20 protein-coding genes and 2 pseudogenes are annotated in these 19,731 nt (G+C 62.9%); 7 read left to right on the top strand and 15 right to left on the bottom strand.

Going from position 1 to position 19,731, the window contains the following annotated elements; all coding sequences use genetic code 11:
• Positions 1 to 43: 43 nt before the first annotated feature.
• Positions 44 to 364, top strand: coding sequence for a transcriptional repressor TraM (locus AC0L3D_RS31745; protein WP_473647007.1), 321 nt, complete (start codon positions 44 to 46; stop codon positions 362 to 364).
• A gap of 50 nt (positions 365 to 414) precedes the next feature.
• Here the strand turns inward: AC0L3D_RS31745 and trbI are convergent, their stop codons facing one another.
• From trbI to AC0L3D_RS31685, 12 genes are read right to left on the bottom strand one after another with little or no spacing between them, the layout of a single operon-like run.
• Complete coding sequence (gene trbI, locus AC0L3D_RS31740; protein WP_473647005.1) at positions 415 to 1,707, bottom strand: IncP-type conjugal transfer protein TrbI; 1,293 nt, start codon at positions 1,705 to 1,707, stop codon at positions 415 to 417.
• A 12-nt stretch (positions 1,708 to 1,719) separates the two neighbouring features.
• Positions 1,720 to 2,172 (bottom strand): conjugal transfer protein TrbH, encoded by a 453-nt coding sequence (trbH, locus tag AC0L3D_RS31735; RefSeq protein ID WP_473647003.1) that lies wholly within the window; start codon positions 2,170 to 2,172, stop codon positions 1,720 to 1,722.
• A 3-nt stretch (positions 2,173 to 2,175) separates the two neighbouring features.
• A complete protein-coding gene (gene trbG / locus AC0L3D_RS31730; protein WP_473647001.1) occupies positions 2,176 to 3,051 on the bottom strand; it encodes a P-type conjugative transfer protein TrbG in 876 nt (291 codons plus the stop codon).
• Entirely contained in the window at positions 3,033 to 3,695 is a 663-nt protein-coding gene (locus AC0L3D_RS31725; protein WP_473647000.1) for a conjugal transfer protein TrbF, read from the bottom strand. The genes trbG and AC0L3D_RS31725 overlap by 19 nt, the downstream gene beginning before the upstream one ends.
• 13 nt (positions 3,696 to 3,708) lie before the next feature.
• Positions 3,709 to 4,899, bottom strand: a complete 1,191-nt coding sequence (gene trbL, locus AC0L3D_RS31720; RefSeq protein WP_473646998.1) for a P-type conjugative transfer protein TrbL — start codon at positions 4,897 to 4,899, stop codon at positions 3,709 to 3,711.
• Positions 4,893 to 5,099 (bottom strand): entry exclusion protein TrbK, encoded by a 207-nt coding sequence (gene trbK / locus AC0L3D_RS31715; protein WP_473646996.1) that lies wholly within the window; start codon positions 5,097 to 5,099, stop codon positions 4,893 to 4,895. The genes trbL and trbK overlap by 7 nt, the downstream gene beginning before the upstream one ends.
• Positions 5,096 to 5,896, bottom strand: a complete 801-nt coding sequence (gene trbJ / locus AC0L3D_RS31710) for a P-type conjugative transfer protein TrbJ (RefSeq protein ID WP_473646994.1) — start codon at positions 5,894 to 5,896, stop codon at positions 5,096 to 5,098. Before trbJ ends, trbK begins: the two co-directional genes overlap by 4 nt.
• The gene (locus tag AC0L3D_RS31705; RefSeq protein ID WP_473646993.1) at positions 5,868 to 8,324 is read right to left on the bottom strand and encodes a conjugal transfer protein TrbE; all 2,457 of its coding nucleotides are present in this window, start codon (positions 8,322 to 8,324) and stop codon (positions 5,868 to 5,870) included. Before AC0L3D_RS31705 ends, trbJ begins: the two co-directional genes overlap by 29 nt.
• Positions 8,325 to 8,333: 9 nt before the next feature.
• Positions 8,334 to 8,633 carry a conjugal transfer protein TrbD gene (locus AC0L3D_RS31700; protein WP_473646991.1) on the bottom strand — a complete coding sequence of 100 codons (300 nt, stop codon included), beginning with the start codon at positions 8,631 to 8,633 and terminating at the stop codon, positions 8,334 to 8,336.
• Positions 8,626 to 9,000, bottom strand: a complete 375-nt coding sequence (locus tag AC0L3D_RS31695) for a TrbC/VirB2 family protein (protein WP_473646990.1) — start codon at positions 8,998 to 9,000, stop codon at positions 8,626 to 8,628. Before AC0L3D_RS31695 ends, AC0L3D_RS31700 begins: the two co-directional genes overlap by 8 nt.
• Positions 8,990 to 9,958 (bottom strand): P-type conjugative transfer ATPase TrbB, encoded by a 969-nt coding sequence (trbB, locus tag AC0L3D_RS31690; protein WP_473646988.1) that lies wholly within the window; start codon positions 9,956 to 9,958, stop codon positions 8,990 to 8,992. The genes AC0L3D_RS31695 and trbB overlap by 11 nt, the downstream gene beginning before the upstream one ends.
• A gap of 11 nt (positions 9,959 to 9,969) precedes the next feature.
• On the bottom strand, positions 9,970 to 10,242 hold the full coding sequence (locus tag AC0L3D_RS31685) for an acyl-homoserine-lactone synthase (RefSeq protein WP_473646987.1): 273 nt from the start codon (positions 10,240 to 10,242) through the stop codon (positions 9,970 to 9,972).
• Between the two features lie 386 nt (positions 10,243 to 10,628).
• On the opposite strand from AC0L3D_RS31685, the gene repA reads away from it, so the two are divergent.
• The 3 genes from repA to repC all read left to right on the top strand — a co-directional run bounded on the left by repA (position 10,629) and on the right by repC (position 14,363).
• On the top strand, positions 10,629 to 11,816 hold the full coding sequence (gene repA / locus AC0L3D_RS31680; RefSeq protein WP_473646985.1) for a plasmid partitioning protein RepA: 1,188 nt from the start codon (positions 10,629 to 10,631) through the stop codon (positions 11,814 to 11,816).
• A gap of 72 nt (positions 11,817 to 11,888) precedes the next feature.
• Positions 11,889 to 12,884 carry a plasmid partitioning protein RepB gene (repB, locus tag AC0L3D_RS31675; protein WP_473646983.1) on the top strand — a complete coding sequence of 332 codons (996 nt, stop codon included), beginning with the start codon at positions 11,889 to 11,891 and terminating at the stop codon, positions 12,882 to 12,884.
• A 162-nt stretch (positions 12,885 to 13,046) separates the two neighbouring features.
• Entirely contained in the window at positions 13,047 to 14,363 is a 1,317-nt protein-coding gene (gene repC, locus AC0L3D_RS31670; RefSeq protein WP_473646982.1) for a plasmid replication protein RepC, read from the top strand.
• Positions 14,364 to 14,440: 77 nt separating this feature from the next.
• Here the strand turns inward: repC and AC0L3D_RS31665 are convergent, their stop codons facing one another.
• Both AC0L3D_RS31665 and AC0L3D_RS31660 read right to left on the bottom strand, forming a co-directional pair.
• A complete protein-coding gene (locus tag AC0L3D_RS31665; RefSeq protein WP_473646980.1) occupies positions 14,441 to 14,653 on the bottom strand; it encodes a hypothetical protein in 213 nt (70 codons plus the stop codon).
• A gap of 98 nt (positions 14,654 to 14,751) precedes the next feature.
• Positions 14,752 to 15,667, bottom strand: a pseudogene (locus AC0L3D_RS31660) (recombinase family protein).
• Positions 15,668 to 15,814: 147 nt separating this feature from the next.
• Between AC0L3D_RS31660 and AC0L3D_RS31655 the strand changes: the two are divergent.
• The 3 genes from AC0L3D_RS31655 to AC0L3D_RS31645 are packed head-to-tail and all read left to right on the top strand — an operon-like array spanning position 15,815 to position 18,022.
• Positions 15,815 to 17,107, top strand: a complete 1,293-nt coding sequence (locus AC0L3D_RS31655; protein WP_473646978.1) for a hypothetical protein — start codon at positions 15,815 to 15,817, stop codon at positions 17,105 to 17,107.
• A 4-nt stretch (positions 17,108 to 17,111) separates the two neighbouring features.
• Positions 17,112 to 17,450, top strand: a complete 339-nt coding sequence (locus AC0L3D_RS31650; RefSeq protein ID WP_067969739.1) for an antitoxin Xre/MbcA/ParS toxin-binding domain-containing protein — start codon at positions 17,112 to 17,114, stop codon at positions 17,448 to 17,450.
• A 29-nt stretch (positions 17,451 to 17,479) separates the two neighbouring features.
• Positions 17,480 to 18,022: an RES family NAD+ phosphorylase gene (locus AC0L3D_RS31645; RefSeq protein ID WP_473646976.1), complete on the top strand. Its 543-nt coding sequence runs from the start codon at positions 17,480 to 17,482 to the stop codon at positions 18,020 to 18,022.
• An 89-nt stretch (positions 18,023 to 18,111) separates the two neighbouring features.
• On the opposite strand, the pseudogene AC0L3D_RS31640 reads toward AC0L3D_RS31645, so the two are convergent.
• A pseudogene (locus AC0L3D_RS31640) lies at positions 18,112 to 19,295 on the bottom strand (site-specific integrase).
• Positions 19,296 to 19,731 lie beyond the last annotated feature (436 nt).

Raw genomic sequence — 19,731 nt, 5'->3', positions numbered from 1 at the left:
TTAGCGGGCGCGCACCGCGGACGATATTTCAAGAAGAGTATGGATGGCCACCGAAACAATCGGCGATGTGCAGCCAGAGCACAAAATCACTCTGAGGCCAGTGATCGGCCTGACCGAAAATCTGTCGAAGTGGGATCTTGAACAGATCACGATTCAGGCAATCAGGATGCATCGACGCCTCCGCGACGTAGCCGAGGCCAGGTACGAGGAATGGCGCAGGTCGCCGCCTGTGACAGCTTGTGATACCGTAGGCCCTGCCCGCATCGCCTATGTCACGGCAGTGATCGATATGCACGCCCAGCAGACGGCTCTTTCGACCTTGCTCGACGTCCTCGGCCACATCCCGTTGGTGCCTGCTGACTGACGGCAAGATGCGGCTCAGATCAGAGCGCCCTCCGCACGTCCATCCGGGCCTCAGCCGCGATAGGCGCTGGGAAAAACGATGTCCTGGTCGACAAGGACGTTGAACTTGTAGCCAGGGCGGATTTCCAGCGTCGGCTGGACGTCGAGGTTCCTGTTGATGGTGCGCTCAGCCACCCGGCCGAACGTCTCCGCGAAATTCCGCCGCGCCGCATCGGAGGCCGTGTCCTGCGTGGCGAGCGTCGAGCTCTCCGGCAACGCCATGTCGATGCCGGTGCCGATGACAGCGAGCAGCACCGCCGAGCCGAACGTTTTCAAATAGTGGTTGTTGACCTTGTCGTTGAAGCCGCCATAGCCCTCGGCATCCGTTCCCGCCATGCCGCCGACCTGCAAGGTGGAGCCGTTCGGGAAGATGATGTCCGTCCAGACCACGAGCACGCGCGACTGGCCAAATGAAACCTTGCTGTCGTAACGCCCGAACAGCCTGGCGCCTTGTGGGATCAGCAGGCGGTGGCCGGTCGCGCTGTCGTAGACGTTCTGGCTGACCTGCGCCGTGATGCGTCCGGGAAGATCGGAGTTGATGCCGGTGATGAGAGTGGCCGGGATCACCGAGCCGCGCTTGAGCTCGCAGAGGGATTGCTGCGGCACGACCTGGTTGGGGAGATAGCCGAGCTCCTTGAGGTCGGCGTTGAAGAAATCTTCCTTCGACCCCTGTCCGTTTGGATCGAGGTTCTGGCCGTTCAGCCCTGCCTGGAGGGCGGCGCCATAGAGGTCGGCTGCTGAGCCAGGCCCGGTGCGTGGGCCGTTTGCGCCGGCAGCCGGTCCTGCGGCCCCTGGACCGGGAGATGAACGGAGCTTGTCCACGTTCACGGCAATCGGCGAATCATAGGCCGAATCGTTCGCCTGCAGGCGCGCCATGCGCTGGCGATAGCGCTCGCGCAGATACTGCTCCTCGGCTTCGCGCTCTAAGCGCGCACGCCACACGGCTTCCGGCTCGGGCGACGGCGCGGGCCGTTCCGGCTGCGCGGCGGAGGGCTGCGGCGCTACCTTCGGTTCCGTGCGCTCAGGCGGCGCCGGCTGGAACATGGGCGCTGCCGCGGGCTCGCCGATGATCCCGTCGGAAACGCCGCGCTTCAGCCGGTCGGCGTAGGTCGAAGCAGGAGCCCCGTCGGCCCGGTCGATCTCAGGTTCACCAGAGAAATAGAGACCACGCGATGTCAGCCCATAAATGATCACTGCAAGAAACGCGATGACGAGGCCGATCGCGATCACCACCGGCAGGCGATTGAGGCGCCGGATTTTTTGCTCCGCCGCCTCTCCGCCTCCAAGCTTGAGGGACTGGACCATATTCCCCTCCCCTCACCCGCGTTGCATGACCGAAAGCGGGCTCGCCGGCGTCGCGCCGGCCGACGTCGCGGTGTAGGCTCGGCCGAGGTCGAGCGAACCGGTCGACAGGCGGGCGAGCACCTGCCCGTCATAGCTGTCGATGACATAGGCGAGCGGGATCAGCTTCTCGCCATCCGTCTTCTGGTCGGAGACGACGGCATAGCCCCAGGCCTTGAGCGAGGCCTCGAGCGCACCGCCGAACGGCGAGCCGTCGGGTTTGAGCAGGATCGTTCCAGTCCCCGGTCCGACATGCTCGGCAAGGCGGCTCACCATGTCACCGGCAATGGCGCTCGCGGCCGCGCCAGAGATCTCCGCCGGCGCGGAACTGGCGATAACCCCGTCCGCTCCCAAGGTCTGGCAGCCGGCCAGCAGTGCGGCAGCGATAGCGACGGCGAGGAATCGCGGAACGAGGTGGCCAGCACGCATCGCCTACCCTCCCCGCCTGATGCTGATCTTCTCCTTGTGCCAGCCGACGCCTGAAACCAGCACGGCGCGATCGACGTGGTAGTCGACCACCATCATGTTGCCCTTCATCCGGTAGTTGACGATGCGGTTCTCGCCGCCCGAAACGACGAAGAGCACAGGCGCGTCCTGGCCGGCCATCGACCGTGGAAACTGGATGTAGGTCTTCTCACCGTCCGAATAGACCCGCGTCGGCCGCCAGCGCGCGCTTCCCCCGACGCTGTACTGGAAATTCAGCTGCTCGGCCGGCACGCCGGCGCCCGGGATCGTGCTCGCTTCCAGCCTGGCGTTGATGTCGGCAAGCCGCGCCGAGACGTCTTCCGGATATTCGAAGCCGACTCGCGCCATGTATTGGCTTTCATGCGATTTCAGCTGGATGTGGTAGGTGCGCCTCGACGTCGTCACCACCATCGACGTGACCAGACCCGGCTCTGCCGGCTTCACGATCAGGTGGATCGCTTGGCCTCCCACAGCGCCCGAGGTCGCCGGCTCGATTTTCCAGCGCACGGTGTCGCCGACCAGCACATCGCGCACCACCTCGCCTGCCTGGAGCTCGATGTCGCAGACTTGAAGGGGCGAGCACACGACCGAGGGCTGGATCTCGCCATAGAGGAAGATCACCTTTCCATCCGGTCCCTTGGTCACGAGCCCCCCAGAGCCGCGCCACTGGCCCGAGATATATGCCCCCTTAGCCTCGTTGGCGGTCATCTCCTGCGCTCGGGCGGCAGGCACCGCAAGGATGTCGGCGGCGGCAAGTACAGACAGCGTTAGCACCGTCGCCGTGATAGTCGTTCCTTCTCTCGTCATTACGTTGAGCGGGCCTTTCAAAGCTGGGCGGTCCATTCAAAGTCCCGCAGATAGAGGCCGATCGGATTGAGGCGGATGACGCCCTCGTCCTGCGGCGGGGTCAGTGTCACTGTGGCGATGCCGCGGAAGCGCCGGACTGCGGTTTCCTTGCCCTTCCGGTCGCGCTCATATTCGGTCCAGTCGATCTGGTAGCTCTGGTTGGAGAGCGGGACGACATTGTTGACCTCGACGGCGACTGTTGCCGTCTTTGCTTTCTCGAAGGGCGAGTTGCCGCGGAACCAGGCGTTGACCTTTTCGGTCGCGGGATCGGAGGTGCGCAGCAGCGCGTAGGTCCGGTCGATATATTGCTTCTGCACCACAGCATCCGGCGTCACGCTGCGAAAATTCGATACAAAGCTTCCGAGCGTCGCCCGCACAACCCGCGGGTCGGCATATTCGATCTGCTGCGGGAAACCGGCGGTGACCGCCGTGCCGAGACGGTCGACCTCGACGATGTAGGGAACAAGCTTGACCTCAGTGCTCTGATAAAGAGCGTAGCTGAAGCCGATCACCGCCATCAGCATGCCGGTGATGCCGACCAGACGCCACGCGGCCGCGGCCTTCACATAGGAGCCATAGCGCTCGTTCCATTCCTGGCGTGCGGCGATATAGGGGTTTTCGGGCGGGGTGCTGGCGGCCATGCTGAAACGCGTCTCACTGATCCTGGATCGGGGGTCGGGATGGTGCCGGCGGCGGCGTCTTCTGCCGCGTCTGGTCGAGCTTGGCGTTGGCCAGCCCGAGCAGCGATCCGGCATAGGCGCCGGGTGCGGCGATTGCCTTCTCCTTCGCCGCCGAGCCGGCGGCCCAGCCGGCATTGCCGATGCCGGACGCCATGCCACGCAACGCCGCTCCCGCCATCGAGGCGCCACCAGCCCTGGCGTTTCGCGCGGCCGAGGCGCCGGACACTGCCGCGCTTGCACCGAGGAAGGCCCCGCCGGCGGCAAAACTCGCGGTCTGGCCGCCATGGCGGATCGCTTCCATGCCGCCGGAAATCGAGGCGCCCTGCACGACGCCCTGGACGATCGGCGGCACGTACATGGCGACAATGAATACCACCACTGAGATCCCCGCGATTGCGAGCGTGGTGATAAACTGGTCGGATGTGGCGGTGGGCGCCTCGGCGAGGCCGAGCAGCACTTCCGAGCCGATGCGCGCGATCATGACCAGCGCCATCAGCTTCATTCCGACCGAGAAAGCGTAGACCAGGTAGCGGACCGCGAAATTCTTGGTGTAGGACGAGCCGCCCAGCCCGAGCATGATCATGCCGGCGAGGAGGCCGACATACATCTCGACCATGACCGCAACAAAGATCGCCGCCACCAGGCTGAACGAGATTACCACGATGACCATGGCGAAGACGGCGGCAATCGCCAGCGCATTGTCCTCGAAGAGCCCGAACTGCGCCTGCTCCGACATCTTGGAGGCGACACGGATGCCGGCGTCAAAAATGTTCGCCGGAGAGGCCGAGCCACCGTTGGCGCCGATCTGGAACAGGCTGTCGACCACCGCCTTGGCGAAGCTGGGCCCTTGGTCGAGAATGAAGGCGAACAGCCCGATGAACATGATCCTGCGGACGAGCTCGGCGAACCAGGCATCGAGCGAGGCGGCCTGCAGGGCGAGCCATACCGCAGCGATGCCGACCTCGATGCCGGCAAGAATCCAGAACAGGGAGCTAGCGGCATCCATCACCGTCGTCTCCCAGCCCTTCGCGGCCACCGAGACCTGGTTTTCGAGCGTGGTCAGCACGCTGCCCTGCTGCGCCAGCGCCGGCGCGCTGGCGAGCAGGACCAAACCGATGACGATGAAGCTGATCTCCAGCGTGCGGGATGGGCGGACGACTACCACTGGGGTTTCATCTCCTGGCCGCCGCCAACGGAGCGGTCGGGATCGCCGCCGAAGAAATCTTCCGCGCGTCGGCGTCTCTCGTCCGACGCCGCCGGCGTCGGCGTGATCTGCGGCTGAGGCACGAAGACGAACCAGACCACGGTGAGCCCAACCAGAGCGATGACCGCGGCAAGGACTGCTATGACAATCTGGCGGCTCACCAGCGCGGCTCCATCGTCTGTCCACCGCGCACGCTCGGCACCGTCGCGTTGAAGAACTTTTCGCGCCGCGCCTGGGCGAGGTCCTTATCGGCCTGTTCGGACTGCAGCCAGGTCCCCATCATCGTCGTCTGCTGCGAGACCAGACCGCGCAGCTTCTGCATCTGGGCGACCTGCTGGGCGGCGATCTCATGGCCGACCTGCAGGGCCTTCATCTGTCCGTCGGCCGATTCCGACATTGAGCGGAGCGATTCCATGGTCGATTCCTCCGACGAGAACTGCTCGGCGGTAAGGCCAGCGGCCTTCAGCGTGCCGGCAATGGTGTCGCGGTTCGTCGTCGACCAGTTCTGATAAGTTGACGAGAAGCTCGCACCATCCGGAAGGCGGGTCTTGAAGTCGGCATAGCTCTGGAAACGCTGCTTCAGCACCTCGTCGGCATTGCTCATGGAGAAGGCGATCCCCTGCCCCTGCGAAGCCAGGCTGCGCAGCCGGTTGAGGTCGCTCTCGACCTGACCCCAGATGTGGCTCGGTAGCTGCGCGGTGTTCTGCAGCATGTTTTCGTAGATATTCAGCTGGTTCTGGATCTGCTCCGCCAGTTGTGTGATCTGGGTGACCTGGTTGTTGATCTGCTCGGTCGATTGGCCGACCAGGCTGACCAACTCGCTGTTGTTGAGGAGCTGGGTCCATTCGGTCGCGGCGCCGGTGGCCGCCCCTGAGAGGGCCGGTGAGACGTGCGTCATAATCGCTAGTGCCGCCACGGCAGCGGTAAGCCTAGCCGTTGTGAAGGAGTGTTTCGGCATTGCCTATTCCTCTCTGTTGAAGCCAGTGCACGGGCCAGGCGTCGCCATGCTCGGTCTTCAGCGCCAGAATTTGCTTCAGGTCTTCCTTGCCTGAGGCGCCGGCGAAGGAGAGCGCGACGGGTCCGAGCGCCATGTCGAAGAGCCGCCGTCCTTCCGGCGAAGCGACGTAATATTCTCGCTTGGGCAGCGCGGTCGCGACAATCTCGATCTGGCGCTCGTTGAAGCCGATGCGCTCGTAGAATTCCCGCGTGCCCGGCTCGCGCGCCGCGCCGTTCGGCAGGCAGATCTTGGTCGGGCAGGATTCCTTCAGCACGTCGATGATGCCGGAGCGCTCGGCGTCGGAAATCGACTGCGTCGCCAGCACGACCGCGCAATTAGCCTTGCGCAGCACCTTCAGCCACTCGCGGATCTTGTCGCGGAAGGTCGGGTGGCCGAGCATCAGCCAGGCCTCGTCGAGGATGATCAGGCTCGCATCGCCGGTCAACCGCTTCTCGATGCGACGGAACAGATAGGTGAGCACCGGGACGAGGCTGCGCTCGCCCATGTTCATCAACTGCTCGATCTCGAAGGTCTGGAAGGAGCGCAACGAAAGCCCGTCGTTTTCCGCATCGAGCAGCTGACCCATCGGCCCGTCGACGGTGTAGTGGTGCAGCGCCTCCTTGATCTCGCGCATTTGCACGCCGGAGACGAAGTCCGAGAGGGATCGGCCGTTCGAGGAAGCCAGCAATCCGACCTGGCGGGAAATGGCGTTGCGGTGATCGGGCGTGATCGTCACGCCCTGCAGCGCCACCAGCGTCTCGATCCATTCCGACGCCCAAGCCCGGTCGCCATCCGTGCCGAGCTCGGCAAGCGGGCAAAAGGCAAGCGCCGGGCTTCCTTCCCCGTCGCTCTCGCCGATCTCGTAGTGATCGCCGCCGGCGGCTAGCGTGACCGGCAGCATGGAGCGGCCCTTGTCGAAGGCGAAGATCTGCGCGCTCGCATAGCGCCGGAACTGCGCGGCGATCAGCGCCAGCAGGGTCGACTTGCCCGACCCGGTCGGACCGAATATCAGCGTGTGCCCAACGTCGTCGACGTGCAGATTGAGCCGAAACGGCGTCGAGCCGCTGGCGACCAGCATCAGCGGAGGTGACCCCGGCGGGTAGAACGGGCAAGGCGCGGTCGGTGCGCCCGACCAGACCGAATTGAGCGGGATCAGGTCCGCGAGATTGCGCGTGTTGATCAGCGGCTCGCGGATGTTGGCATACCAGTTCCCCGGCAGGCTGCCGAGAAAGGCCTCCGTTGCATTGATGGTCTCGATCCGCGCGCCAAAACCCTCGGCCTGGATGAGCCGGCGGACAGCCTCGGCCTTCTCCCGAAGCCTGGTGTCGTTGTCGTCAAACAGCACGATGACCGGCGTGTAGTAGCCATAGGCGACGAGCTGCGATGAGGCCTGGGCGATCGCGTCCTCGGTTTCGGCGACCATTGCCATCGCGTCCTGATCGACCGAACGTGATTGTGTCTGGAACAGCTGGTCGAAGAAGGGCCTGACCTTCTGCTGCCATTTCTTGCGCGTGCGCTCGAGCCGGGCCCGCGCCTCCTGGTCATCGAGAAAGATGAAGCGCGACGACCACCGATAGGTGAGCGGCATCAAGTCGAGCGAGTTGAGGATGCCCGGCCAGCTCTCGGCCGGGAACCCATCGATTCCGACCACGGCGAGATAACGGCTGTCGACCATCGGTGTGAGGCCATGGCTGAACTCGGCGGTTGCCAGCCAGTCGAGATACATCGGAATCTCCGGCAGGCGCACCGGATGGTTCTCGCCGGTGAGTGAGAAGCGGATGAACTGGAAGAGTTCATCATAGCGGGCGGTCTGGAAGCCGCCCCGCTCCTCGACCGACCGTGTCATCATGCGGCGGATCGAAAGCGCGTTGCCGAGATACTGCTCGACCTCGCGGATCGAGGTCTGGAAGTTTTCCAGCACCGTGTCGGCATAGCGCGCCGTGCGGCTCTCGCTGTCGGAATAGACGTAGCGGGCAAGCCCCGAGCGCCGTCTTTCCGGCGGCCGCCAGGTCAGGATCAGCGCGTGGCGGCTCTCGAAATGTCCCCTCCCCTCCTCAAAATGCGCACGACGCTCGTCGTCGATGGCGCGCGTCACGGGATCGGGAAAATGGCATTCCTCGCGCGCGGGATATTCGGAGGTTGCGACCCGCACCGCCTCGACCTGGATCATCCAGCCTGAGCCGAGACGCGACAGGATCGCATTGATCTGGCGGGACACCTCGTTGCGCTCGGTATCCGTCGAACTCTCCGAATCCGGCCCGGCGAAATACCAGCCCGCCATCAGCGAGCCGTCCTTGAGCAGGATCACGCCATTTGCGACCAGCGCGGCATAAGGCGCCAGATCCGAGAAGGACGGGCCGGAATGGCGGAAGGAGCGCAACGCCACCATGGACGGTCCTCAGAAGCGGCGCCAGGGGGTTGAGGTCGGCCGGTAGTAAGGCCGATAGCCGACATGGCGGGCATAGACGAGCCGCATCATCGGGTCGGCCTTCGCCATCATCCGCAGTGCCGCCACCACGATAATCCAGACCGCAATTCCGAACAGCGCCGAATAGGGTGTCAGCACGACGAAGATCAGGATTACGGCGGCGAGGCCGGTCACGAGCACGAGCTCGCGGTCGGCGCCGAGCAGCAGGTTCGGCCGCGACAGCGCCCGGTGGATGCGCGAACGGTCGAGGCTTGAGCCCGGTTCAGCCACGACCGCCCTCCCCTGCCCCGTCAACGCTCGGCGAAGACGCGGCGTCGCCGATCGAGGCGCCGCTCGCGCCGAACAGCGCGACGATCTGGGTGGCGCCGAGCAGGATGCCGGCGACGAGCACGACATACATCAGCCGCCGCGCGAAATCGTTGAGCTCACCGCCGAAGATCAGCATGCCGCCGGCGATCGCGACCGCGGCGAGAGCGATGAATCCCGCGACTGGACCGGTGATCGACTGCTGGATCTGCTGCAAGGGGCCTTCCCACGGCAAGCCGCCGCCGCCACTCGATGCCAGGCTGGGCTCGGCATGGACAAGCGCCAGCGCGAATGTTGCGAGCGCAAACCTCCACATGCGTTCATGCGACATGGCATTCCTCCTTCGGCGAATAGGATTCAGTGCGGTAATGACCATTCACAAAGCTCTCGACATGCAGAACATCGCGAACCACGCGGCCCCTGGGCGTTCGCTCGATCGAGACGATCAGGTCGACCGCCTCGCCGATCACCTCGCGCATGGGCTGCTGGCTTGCCTCGGCCGTCAGTTGCTCGAGGCGGCGCAGGGCGGATTCCGCCGTGTTGGAATGGATCGTCGTCACGCCGCCGGGGTGACCGGTGTTCCAGGCCTTGAGCAAAGTAAGCGCGGCACCGTCACGAACCTCGCCGACGATGATCCGGTCGGGCCGCAGCCGCATCGTGCTTTTCAGAAGGCGGCCCATGTCGATCGTGTCGCTCGTATGCAAAGCGACCGCGTTCTCGGCGGCGCACTGAATCTCGGCTGTGTCCTCGAGGATCACCATGCGATCCTCCGGGGCCGTCTCGACGATCTCGGCAATGACCGCATTGGCAAGCGTGGTCTTGCCCGAGCCCGTGCCGCCGGAGATGACGATGTTCATCCGCGACGTGATCGCGTTGCGGATCAGGGAGGCCTGGTGCTCCGTAATGGTCTTCGCCGCGATATAATCGTCGAGTGGAATGAGCCGCGAGGCCCGCCGGCGAATGGTGAAGGTCGGCGCCGTGACAACGGGGGGCAGAAGTCCCTCGAAACGATGCCCGCCGATCGGGAGCTCGCCCGAGACGATCGGCCGATCGTCGTCGGCCTCTGACCGCAGCGAATGCGCCACGCTGCCGATGACGATCTCGGCGGTTGCGGCACTCATCTCTCCGGCCGGTGCAACGCCATGGCCTAGCCGTTCGATGAAAAGCCGGCCATCGGGATTGAGCATGATCTCGACGACGGTCGCATCATCGAGGGCGACGCAGAGCTGGTCCCCGAGCGCTTCCTGCAGCTTGCGGATCAGGCGGGGGTGGGAGCGAAGCTGGGGCATGGGCATTTTCGTCAGGCGGCACGCAGCTTCGGGCAGAGGACGGACCGATATGACGGGGATCGCACGCGCTCGAAGCTCGCGCGGTCGACGACTGCCGAGGCCGACGATATCGCCAGGATGTATGTTGGCTTCAGAGCGTCGAATTCATCGGGTTCTCGCCCGCCCTGTGTGACCACGCTCCATCCCAGCCGTCCCTTGAAGATGTGAGCCCGCAGCCGGTGCATGGCATCGAGAAGACCAGCGAAGTCATCATATGCGTCAGGAGAAATGGCCAGTGCCCGCATCAGTGTCGCTCCGATTCGAGTGTGTTCGGAGGCAAAGGGCACGATTGCGCGGCGAGCCGCGACTAGTGAAATTATGAGTACCATTCGATGCGATCAGGGGTGAGTCGGCCCCCATGGCGGGGATAGAGCCCTCTGCCGGCACAAAAATGGGGGGTTCAGCCCCTAATAGATTTATTAGCGGTAGCTGGCCGAACGCGGCGCGATCGGGTCGTCTAACCATCTGATAACATGGGCTAAAGTGGTTTCGACAAATGCAATCCGGCGAGCTCGCGTTAACTACTCGTTAACTCTATTATCCTTGCCACGAGGGGAGAATCGGACATACTGGCGCCAAATTGGCCAGATGACCGCAGTCTGGCGCTATTTTCCTCGCGGGGCCGGTCAGAATGAGTGCGCTTCCACCTTTCGAATTTGATGAAAAGATCCTGACGCAAGGCGCCGAGATCTCCCGCAAGCTCGACCAGCTGCGGCTCGAGAAGTTTCCGCCCAATGCAAAGAAGACGCTTCGGCGATTTCCGATGGCTGAGGTCGCGCACTACCTCGGCATCAGCCCGAACAACCTGAAGCGGCTCCACCTTGAGGGAAAGGGGCCGGAGCCACTCATCGCTGCTGGTGGGCGGCGCTTTTACACTGCCGAGCAGATGATCGAACTGCGGCACTACCTCGATAAGTACGGCCGATCCGACGCCAAAAAATATGTCCCCTTCCGCAAGCCGGGCGAGAAGCTTCAAGTCATTGCCGTAGTCAATTTCAAAGGTGGCTCTGGAAAGACCACGACCGCCGCGCACCTGGCGCAGCATCTTGCGTTGACCGGGCACAGGGTCTTGGCGATCGACCTCGACCCGCAAGCGTCCCTTTCGGCATTACATGGCTTCCAGCCGGAACTAGACGGGAATCCGTCGCTATACGACGCAATCCGATATGACGAGAAGCGACAGCCGATCGCGGACGTGATACTGCCCACGAACTTCCCTCTACTCGAGATCATTCCAGCCAACCTCGAATTGCAGGAATACGAGTTCGACACTCCCCTTTCGATGCAGACCTCGAGTGAGGGCAAGAGGTTCTACAGCCGGCTCGGTCGATCGCTGGAGGAGGTGGATGATCGCTTCGACGTCGTAATCGTCGACTGCCCGCCGCAGCTCGGATTCCTCACCTTGACCGCGTTGACCGCCTCCACCTCGGTCCTCGTCACGGTTCACCCCCAGATGCTCGATCTGATGTCGATGAGTCAGTTCCTCCTCATGTTGGGCAACTTCGTCAGATCCATCCGGGAGAAGGGAGCGCCGGTAAAGATCGACTGGCTCCGCTACCTGATCACCCGATACGAGCCGTCTGATGTGCCCCAGACTCAGATGCTGGGATTCATGCAGTCCATCCTGGCCGAAGAGATTCTGAAGAACCCGATGGTGAAGTCGACGGCGATTTCCGATGCCGGACTAACCAAGCAGACTCTGTACGAGGTCGAGCGCGCCAACTTCAATCGCGACACCTACGATCGGGCTATCGAAGCGTTGGACGCGGCGAATTTCGAGATACAGGGCCTGCTCCATCGAGCATGGGGGCGTCTGTGATGTTGACTGCCGTCAACACGGACCAAAAGCGCGGTAATTTCAGGCGCATAGCAGAGATCATGAGGCTGAGCGATGGCTCGTAAGAACCCCTTCGCCAACATACTGGACGACAACGACAGGCCTGCCGAGCGCTCCGTAGTCGAATACGCTGCGAAGGGCGCGTCTCGGTCGATCCTTAGTACGTTGGACGACATGGCGGCGCGCGCCGACAAGCTCGCTGCCGGCGAGACCATCGTCGAGTTGGAGCCTGACACGATCGACGTCTCGTTCGTGCGAGACAGACGGGCGAACGACGAACGGGAGTTCAACGAGCTGGTGGAGGCAGTCCGCGAGAACGGCCAAAACTCCCCTATTCTGGTTCGGCCGCACCCAAAAACCGTGGGCCGCTACATGGTGGTGTTTGGGCATCGGCGCCTCGAGGCCGCCAAGGCCCTTGGGCGCAAAGTCCGCGCTGTCGTCAAGGAGATGGAGGACCGCGAACACGTCCTCACGCTCGGTCAGGAGAACTCGGCTCGGGCCAACGTGCCATTCATCGAGAGAGCGCTCTTTGCCGCCGACCTCGCACGTCTCCGTTACGACGAGGACAACGCGACCATTCTCAAGGCGCTTTCGATCGACCGTACAACGCTGTCGAAGATGCTGTCGGTGGCAAGCCTGCCCGCACGGGTTCTTGATGCAATCGGCGAAGCAAAGGGCATCGGCCGCGACCGCTGGTATGAACTTAAGCTGCTCATGGACAAGCCATCAAACCACGACATCGCCTTCGAGGTGATCAAGGAGGATGGCTTTGCCGCCCTTCCCAGCGATGGCCGCTTTGATCTTCTGGTGCGGCGGCTCAAGTCGTCCGCCTCCAGGAAACGTAAACAGTCCGCCCCGCAAAAACGCAGTTGGACACCGACGGGTGGCTCCCTTTCGGCTGACATAACCTCGGACGCAAAGCGCTTCACTTTGGCAATCAAGGCCAGGAGCTCCGAAGCGCGTGCGTTCGGTGACTATTTGTCGGAGAACCTCGACCGCCTATACGAGGCCTTTCGGCAGGATTCCACGCAACTGAGAGAGGAACCGTAACCGCAAAAGAAAAAGGCCCCCGAAACGAGTTCCGGAAGCCCTTCTCCTAGATTGAGCACCTAGAGAATCGCACTTCCGCGAATCACAGTCAAGAGTCCCGCACGGGTCAAGACGTCGTTTTCGGCGCGCTGGCTTCTTTTGCCTAGCGATAGGTGAAGAAAAATGCAGACGCATATTGCAACGACGCCTTTTGGGCGGCGGCCGATGACGCTTGCCATGATGGCAAGTCAGGCCGTAGCGAACGCCATGCCGGAAGGCGCAAGCGTTCAGAAATGGCATGTCTTCAAATCGATCCGTGAAGCCAAGGATCTGATCGGCGCCACGGATCGCTCGCTGGCGATCCTCAACGCGCTTCTGTCCTTCCATCGGGACACGGAGCTTTCGGCCGACGGCGAACTCGTCGTTTGGCCGTCAAACGAGCAGCTCATGGCCAGAGCCAACGGCATGCCGGCGACAACGCTGCGGCGTCATCTGGCCGTCCTGGTCGATTGCGGGCTGATCATCCGCCGGGACAGCCCGAACGGCAAGCGCTTCGCGCGCAAGGGCAGGGGCGGGCAGATCGAGCAGGCCTATGGCTTCGATCTGTCGCCAATCGTCGCGCGCGCCGAGGAGTTCGCCGAACTGGCTGAGACGGTTCAGGTCGAAAAACGCGCCTACAAGGCTGCCAGGGAGCGCCTGACGCTGTTGCGCCGGGACATCGTGAAGATGATCGACGCCGGCATCGAGGGGGGCGTTCCGGGCAATTGGGGCAAAATGACTCGGACCTACCAAGGGATCATCGGACGACTTCCCAGGACCGCCCCCCGCCAACTCCTCGATGACATTTGCGATGATCTTGAGCTGCTCTGGATCGAAATCCGCGACGCACTGGAATCCTTCACGGAAACACAGAATCCGGACGCCAATGAGTCCCATTCCGGTCGCCACATACAGAATTCAAACCCAGACTCCATATCTGAATCTAAAAACGGCTTAGGAGATAAAGAAGAAGCGGGCGGCAGCGCCACGGAAACCGACAACCTGCACAGCTTGCCCAAGCGCGAGTTGCCCCTGGGGATCGTGCTGGATGCCTGTGCAAACTGGCGCGAGCTGGCGAAGGACGCCGAAATCCGCAACTGGCGAGATTTTCTGGCGGGGGCGGAGGTCGCCCGGCCGATGCTGGGGGTCAGCCCGAGCGCCTGGCGTGAGGCCTGCGAGGTTCTGGGCGAGCGGCAGGCGGCGATCACGCTGGCGGCGATCTATCAGCGCGCCGCCGAGATCAACAACGCCGGAGGCTATCTGCGCAGCCTGACGGATCGGGCGCGCGAGGGAAAATTCTCGGCCTGGCCGATGGTCATGGCGCTGTTGCGCGCCAAACTGGACGCCGAAAAGACGGCCGCCCAGACCCGTGGCGGGCCGCCGGCCGATGTCAACAAGCGGGAAGGGCGGCTTGAGGTCTCAGAAGCGCTTCTCAGGAGCCTGCGCAGGCCGAAATCATGACGCCGGTCGGAGCTGTACGCCCGGGTCCGGCTATCGAGCTCGTTGCCGCGGCCATTCGCGCGGCCCGAGACGGCAGGTCATTCGTCGCCCGCGAGACCGTCGAACGCCTCGAGCAAGGCATCAACGATCGCCTGACCAAGCGCCTGAGCGGTCTCCCCGATTTGAGCCTCGTTCCCGTTGCGGGCGGCGGTGGCGAGGTCCGAACACTGATCGGTCAGGATCGCATTGGCCCGGTCGATCGCCCACTGCGCAAAATCGTCCCGGCTGTCGATGATCCTGGTGTCCAACATGGAAGGGAGCTCCGGCGTTTACGATTTCTTTGGGCGATCCCGGCTATGGTCAGGGCGCGCGATAGGTATTGCGTTCGCGCCACTCCAATCCTTGCCTCTCAGGCCTCGCTGAGCAAGCCGTTGCGCTTCGCACGGTCGAGAAGGTTCTTCACCGATGAGGGTGCCCATTTCGTCGCGGCGTGCGCTCGTGTAATCTTTCCAGCTGGCTGGCGATTTCGCGCAGCGTAAGCTGCGGATTGGATGACTGGATGCCGGCGACCAGCGTCATCAGACGATCCTCGGGAAGTCGGGGCGGGGACTTCTTAAGAAGCCTGGCATCTGCCATGCCCTCGGTGACCATCCATTTTACGGCCCGGCGCAATCGCTCCGGCGTCCAGGCGAGCCCGCGTTGCTTCAGAAACCGCGCGATGTCGTCCCAGGTGTGGTCCGGACGGATGCGCCTGACCGTCGGCAGCCATTGCTGGGGCGGTGGCCTGAATGCGCGCACCATAGGCGGCTTTCTGTGCGTGCCTCATCCTGGCCAGCGCCTCCGGCCGGCGTTCGCGGATTCCCGGATTGCCCGGCATCCGCCCTTTTGCCTTGGCGGCTTTGATACCGGCTTTCGTGCGCTCGGAAATCAATGCACGCTCGAGCTGGGCGACGGCGCCGAGGACCTGCAGGGAGAACATGCCTTGCGGCGTCGTCGTGTCGATCGGATCTCTCAGTGAGCGGAAATGCGCGCCTTTGGCGGTCAGATCCTCGATCACCTCGAGCAGATGGCCGACTGAGCGGGCCAAGCGGTCGAGCCGGACGACGACAAGCGTGTCGCCGGCAGCAATCTCGCGCACGAGCTTCGCAAGGGCAGGGCGGGCGCGGGAGGCGCCCGAGCCGTGCTCATCGACGATCTGCGCATCCGGAGGCGCGCAGTTCGATCTGCTGGGCTTCGGTCGCCTGCTCGTCCGTAGAGACGCGCGCATAGCCGATGAGTCGTCCCTGTGATCGACGGGAAGCATGGTTTTGCGTGTCAGCGGCCATTTACAGTGCCAGAAAGCTCGTTGCGGGGAGGATTTCCAAATCCAGAGGATAAGGATAACTGATCCGTTGAGGTCAGCGGTTGCAGAATGATTTCATAGATTGACATTTGCGAAATCTTTTCGTAAGGACAGGCATGGAGTTTTAGCCATGAGCAAGAATGTCGTCTATCTGCACGGCCAGCCAAAGCCGGTTGGGCATTTTCTGCGGGTCGGAACCAGCGGTCACCGGCAACTCGAGACATTGCTCGGATCGGGCAAAATGATGGTCGATCGGGTGGTGATCGAGGCGTCATCTGCGCTTAGGCAGCACGATCTCATGGCGGCACTTGCGGACGCCGGCGGCGAACTCATCCTGGATACCAACGTAGCGGAACTTTCGTCGGCCGGCCGGTTCGGTGGCGCCGCCAAGAGCGCGCCTTGGGCAAATCCCGACAGCGTTTTAACCCCCGACGACCTGCGGCCGAATGCGAACCGTGACGTTATAGGCCAGATCGCGCGTTTCGCGGTAAAGCAGGGCTTTCACGCCGTGCAGGCGCCCGCTCACATACTCGAAAGCTCGACTGACAAGCTTTTCGCGCTCGATTGTGAAGCCGCATCTGCATTGCGTCGGGCACTTGATGTCGAAGGCGGAAAACATATTGGTGTCGATTACCCGCTGATGATCAAAAATGCCGCGCTTCGCGATCCCGCACAACGCCGGGCTTTCATCGCCGGACTGAACAATGTTCCTTTCGACCAACTGTGGTTCCGGGTGTCCGGTTTCGGCTCGGATGCCACGCCGGCGGGTTTACGCCGCTATATCGCGGCAATGATGGATTTTCAGCGCTTGGAGCGCCCGATCGTCGCCGACGGCGTTGGAGGTCTGGTGGGCGTCGCTATTCCCGCGTTCGGTGCAGCAGGGGGTATTTGTCACGGCGTCGCCGAAAAGGAACGCTTTGACGCAAGCGATTGGAGCAAACCTCCGCAGGCCGGTGGCGGCGGTCGAGAAAAGCGCGTCCTAATGGCAGGATTGGATAGACTGCTGAGTGTCAAGCAGGTCGATATCCTGATGGCGGCGCAAGGCGCCAGGTCGGTTCTGAGCTGCCATGACCGGTCTTGCTGTCCGAACGGCCTCAGTGACACTTTGAAAGACCCGAAGGCGCACTATTTGCGTCAGCGGTTTCGCCAGATTGAAGAGCTGTCCGGTGTCCCGGAGTTGCGCCGCGCTCAGCATTTCCTCGAAAAGGAGCTTGCCGCTGCCGAGCGAACCGCCCGATCGGCGGCAAAACTGAAGGTGTCAGACGAGGGCTTGTCAAAGGTCTTGCAGCGCAGCAGCCTTCGCTTGGAAAAAATGCACGCCGTTTTGGATGCCTTAAACAGCACGATTACGGGCCAACCACGCGCGCTGGTCCCGCCGCGCCGGCAGGCGAAGGTGTCTAGCGCTGCTTTGCGCAGTAGGTAATGTCATGAGCACAGCTGTAGTACGGATTCTGGATGATCTGCGGTCACGAGGCGGCCTTCAAGGCAAGGACATCGCCAACATTGTTGACGTATCAACGGCGACCGTGTCGCGGTGGTCGCATGGCAACGGTTCCCCAAATCTGCGCACCCAGACGGTCATTGCGGACCTGCGCTATGTCGTCGATCGTCTGTCAGATTTTTACACGGCCGACGAGACGCGGCTTTGGCTGCATTCGCGCCATCCGCTTCTCAACAATGAACGGGCCATCGATCTCATTAATGCGGACCGGACGCAGGAAGTCCTGGCGGTGATTGAGCGGCTCGACGCCGGCGCGTACGTCTGAGGTTTCGAGTGGAGCGACGGGCGCGAGATTTGGATCTGCTTGACGCCCTCGATGCTCATCAGGGCGTATCGTTTCAAGGCGAAGTCTGGCGTATCGTGAGAGAAGAGCGGGAACCGTTGCAGGGGTATCCGGCTCAGGCGCGCTGGGATCCCGGCACATTCGACGTGCTTTATACTTCGCTGGAGCGCGAAGGCGCCCTCGAAGAGATTCATTTTCACCTCAGTCGCCAACCTGTCTTTCCCTCGAAAATCCGGTCGGTTATTCATCGGATTTCGGTCAGCACCCAACGAACGCTGAGGATAGCTGATCTTGCTGCATTGAAAGATCTCGGCGTCTCGCCCGAAATCTACGGGTCGCTCGCCTACGAACGAACGCAGGAAATCGGCGACGCGGCTGCCTTTCTCGGCTTCGACGGCATCTTGGCTCCAAGTGCGCGCTGGCCGTGTCAGAACCTGGTGATCTTCACAGAGCGGTTTACTCCGACCGATTTGAGCGTCGTCAATTCCGAGCCGGTTGATTGGGCAGATTGGCGTGCCCGCAGAAACGAACTCAGACGAACGATCGACCGTTGATGCTCCTGATGGCGTTTTTGGGCTTCCGAGTGCCCAGGCCGTGGGGCGACCGCTATCGGACCAGCAGATCAGGCGTCGGCCAAATCTGGTCAGACAAGAAGCCGCGCGGCCCTTCCGAGCGTGCGCTCGGCATCATTGTAGTAGTTGGAGGCCTGTTGCACCGAGCGGTGCTGCGACTGCTGCATGGCTTCGGGCAGCGGAATCCCGCGGCGGGCGGTTTCGGTGAGATAGCCGGAGCGCAGGCCGTGCGCGGAAAACGCCTGCGGGTCGAGCCCGGCCTCGGCGACGCGCCGCTTCAGGATCAAGTTGACCGCCTGCGGCGTCAGGGCGCGCCGTTCGAGATTGCCCCAGCGGTCGATGCCGCGGAACACCGCGCCCTCCGTGATCGCGGCGCGCTCCAGCCAGTCTTGCAAGACCAGCACCGGCCGGCCGACCAAGAGCACGAAAGCGTCGCTGTCGGCCTGCGTCGTCTTGGTGCGGCCGAGCCGGATTTTCAGGCAGGGCAGCTTCGCGCCGTCCGGGTCCTTGGGATCGACCGGAACGGGATCTTCGTCGACCAGCTGCTCGATCCGCAGGGCAGAAATTTCGCTGCGGCGGCGACCGCCGGAGGCGAAGGCGGTGATCAGCAGCGCCCGGTCGCGCAGGTCGACAAGTTTTTCGCCGGCGCAGGCTTGAGCAGGGCGGCCAGAACATCGGCGGTCACCGCCTTTTTGCTCTTGCGGCCGCGCGGGCGGGCGCTGGCGCGCCCCGCCAGTTTTAGCGCGCTGTGCAGCCCCGGCGCTGAAAAATTTCCGCTAAGGCCGCGCCATTTCGTCAAGGTCGACCAGCTCGACAGCCGCCGGCGCACGGTGGCGGGCGCGTGCGGGCCGTCGCTGCGCAAAAGCCCCTGCGCCTTCAGCGCGGCCGTCACCTCGCCGGGCATGCCGTGCGCCGGATCGGTTGCGCGCCGAAAAGGATCCCAGAGATGATGGGCGACGAATTTGATCAACAACGGCTCCGGCGCCGGCCACGGCAGTGGCTGTCCTGTCGCGGCTTGGCACCAGGCTTCGAGATAGCCGAGGTCGGAGGCCAGCGCCCGCAGGGAATTTGCGCCGATGCCTTCCTTGGCCAGGTGGCGCAGGGTTGCGACGTCGTCGTCGGTCAGGATTTCGGCCAAAAAATCGCGGCGGTCGAAGGGCAGCACGGACTCGAGCGCATCAAGCGCTTCGGCGCGCCGGACCACCAGGTTTTTGTCCGGACGGCCGCTGGCCGGGGGAGGCGGCTGTTTTGACATCGCGGCGTGTTCCAAGCGGGATTCTGCGGCCTTCGCGGCCATGCTTTGCGCTGAATCTATGCGATTTGCGGCCTGAAATCCATCACTATCGATAAGAGGTCATTATCGATAGTGAGCTTCACGCCCGGGATTATCGCCTGTGACGGAAGTAAATGGCGGTATAGCTACCGTTACGCAAATCGCATACAACAGAATCAATGGCTTACGACACCGCAAATTTGCCTCTCACCACCCTGCTATCGCCGCTCGCCCGCGCCGAAGACCTTCTGGCCCTCTGGATTTTACTTCCCGATTTCAATTGAAGTCCTAAGCTGAAAACCCAACCCTCGATTTTTTTATGTTGCAGCTTCAATCAGGGGAGGGGAGGGGCTCTTCAGAGCCCGGACGCCTTGGTGAGGTTGACGCGGAATCGGTCACGGCGTCGCTGATATTTTCG

This window comes from Mesorhizobium sp. WSM4837 (genome assembly GCF_055811435.1).
This window is presented reverse-complemented; position numbering and strand designations above follow the sequence as displayed.

Coding starts and splice junctions, on each gene's coding strand:
- AC0L3D_RS31745 (WP_473647007.1), top strand. CDS start 44: ATGGCCACCGAAACAATCGGCGATGTGCAGCCAGAGCACAAAATCACT.
- trbI (WP_473647005.1), bottom strand. CDS start 1,707: ATGGTCCAGTCCCTCAAGCTTGGAGGCGGAGAGGCGGCGGAGCAAAAA.
- trbH (WP_473647003.1), bottom strand. CDS start 2,172: ATGCGTGCTGGCCACCTCGTTCCGCGATTCCTCGCCGTCGCTATCGCT.
- trbG (WP_473647001.1), bottom strand. CDS start 3,051: ATGGACCGCCCAGCTTTGAAAGGCCCGCTCAACGTAATGACGAGAGAA.
- AC0L3D_RS31725 (WP_473647000.1), bottom strand. CDS start 3,695: ATGGCCGCCAGCACCCCGCCCGAAAACCCCTATATCGCCGCACGCCAG.
- trbJ (WP_473646994.1), bottom strand. CDS start 5,896: ATGCCGAAACACTCCTTCACAACGGCTAGGCTTACCGCTGCCGTGGCG.
- AC0L3D_RS31705 (WP_473646993.1), bottom strand. CDS start 8,324: ATGGTGGCGTTGCGCTCCTTCCGCCATTCCGGCCCGTCCTTCTCGGAT.
- AC0L3D_RS31695 (WP_473646990.1), bottom strand. CDS start 9,000: ATGTCGCATGAACGCATGTGGAGGTTTGCGCTCGCAACATTCGCGCTG.
- trbB (WP_473646988.1), bottom strand. CDS start 9,958: ATGCCCCAGCTTCGCTCCCACCCCCGCCTGATCCGCAAGCTGCAGGAA.
- AC0L3D_RS31685 (WP_473646987.1), bottom strand. CDS start 10,242: ATGCGGGCACTGGCCATTTCTCCTGACGCATATGATGACTTCGCTGGT.
- repA (WP_473646985.1), top strand. CDS start 10,629: ATGAGTGCGCTTCCACCTTTCGAATTTGATGAAAAGATCCTGACGCAA.
- repB (WP_473646983.1), top strand. CDS start 11,889: ATGGCTCGTAAGAACCCCTTCGCCAACATACTGGACGACAACGACAGG.
- repC (WP_473646982.1), top strand. CDS start 13,047: ATGCAGACGCATATTGCAACGACGCCTTTTGGGCGGCGGCCGATGACG.
- AC0L3D_RS31665 (WP_473646980.1), bottom strand. CDS start 14,653: ATGTTGGACACCAGGATCATCGACAGCCGGGACGATTTTGCGCAGTGG.
- AC0L3D_RS31655 (WP_473646978.1), top strand. CDS start 15,815: ATGAGCAAGAATGTCGTCTATCTGCACGGCCAGCCAAAGCCGGTTGGG.
- AC0L3D_RS31650 (WP_067969739.1), top strand. CDS start 17,112: ATGAGCACAGCTGTAGTACGGATTCTGGATGATCTGCGGTCACGAGGC.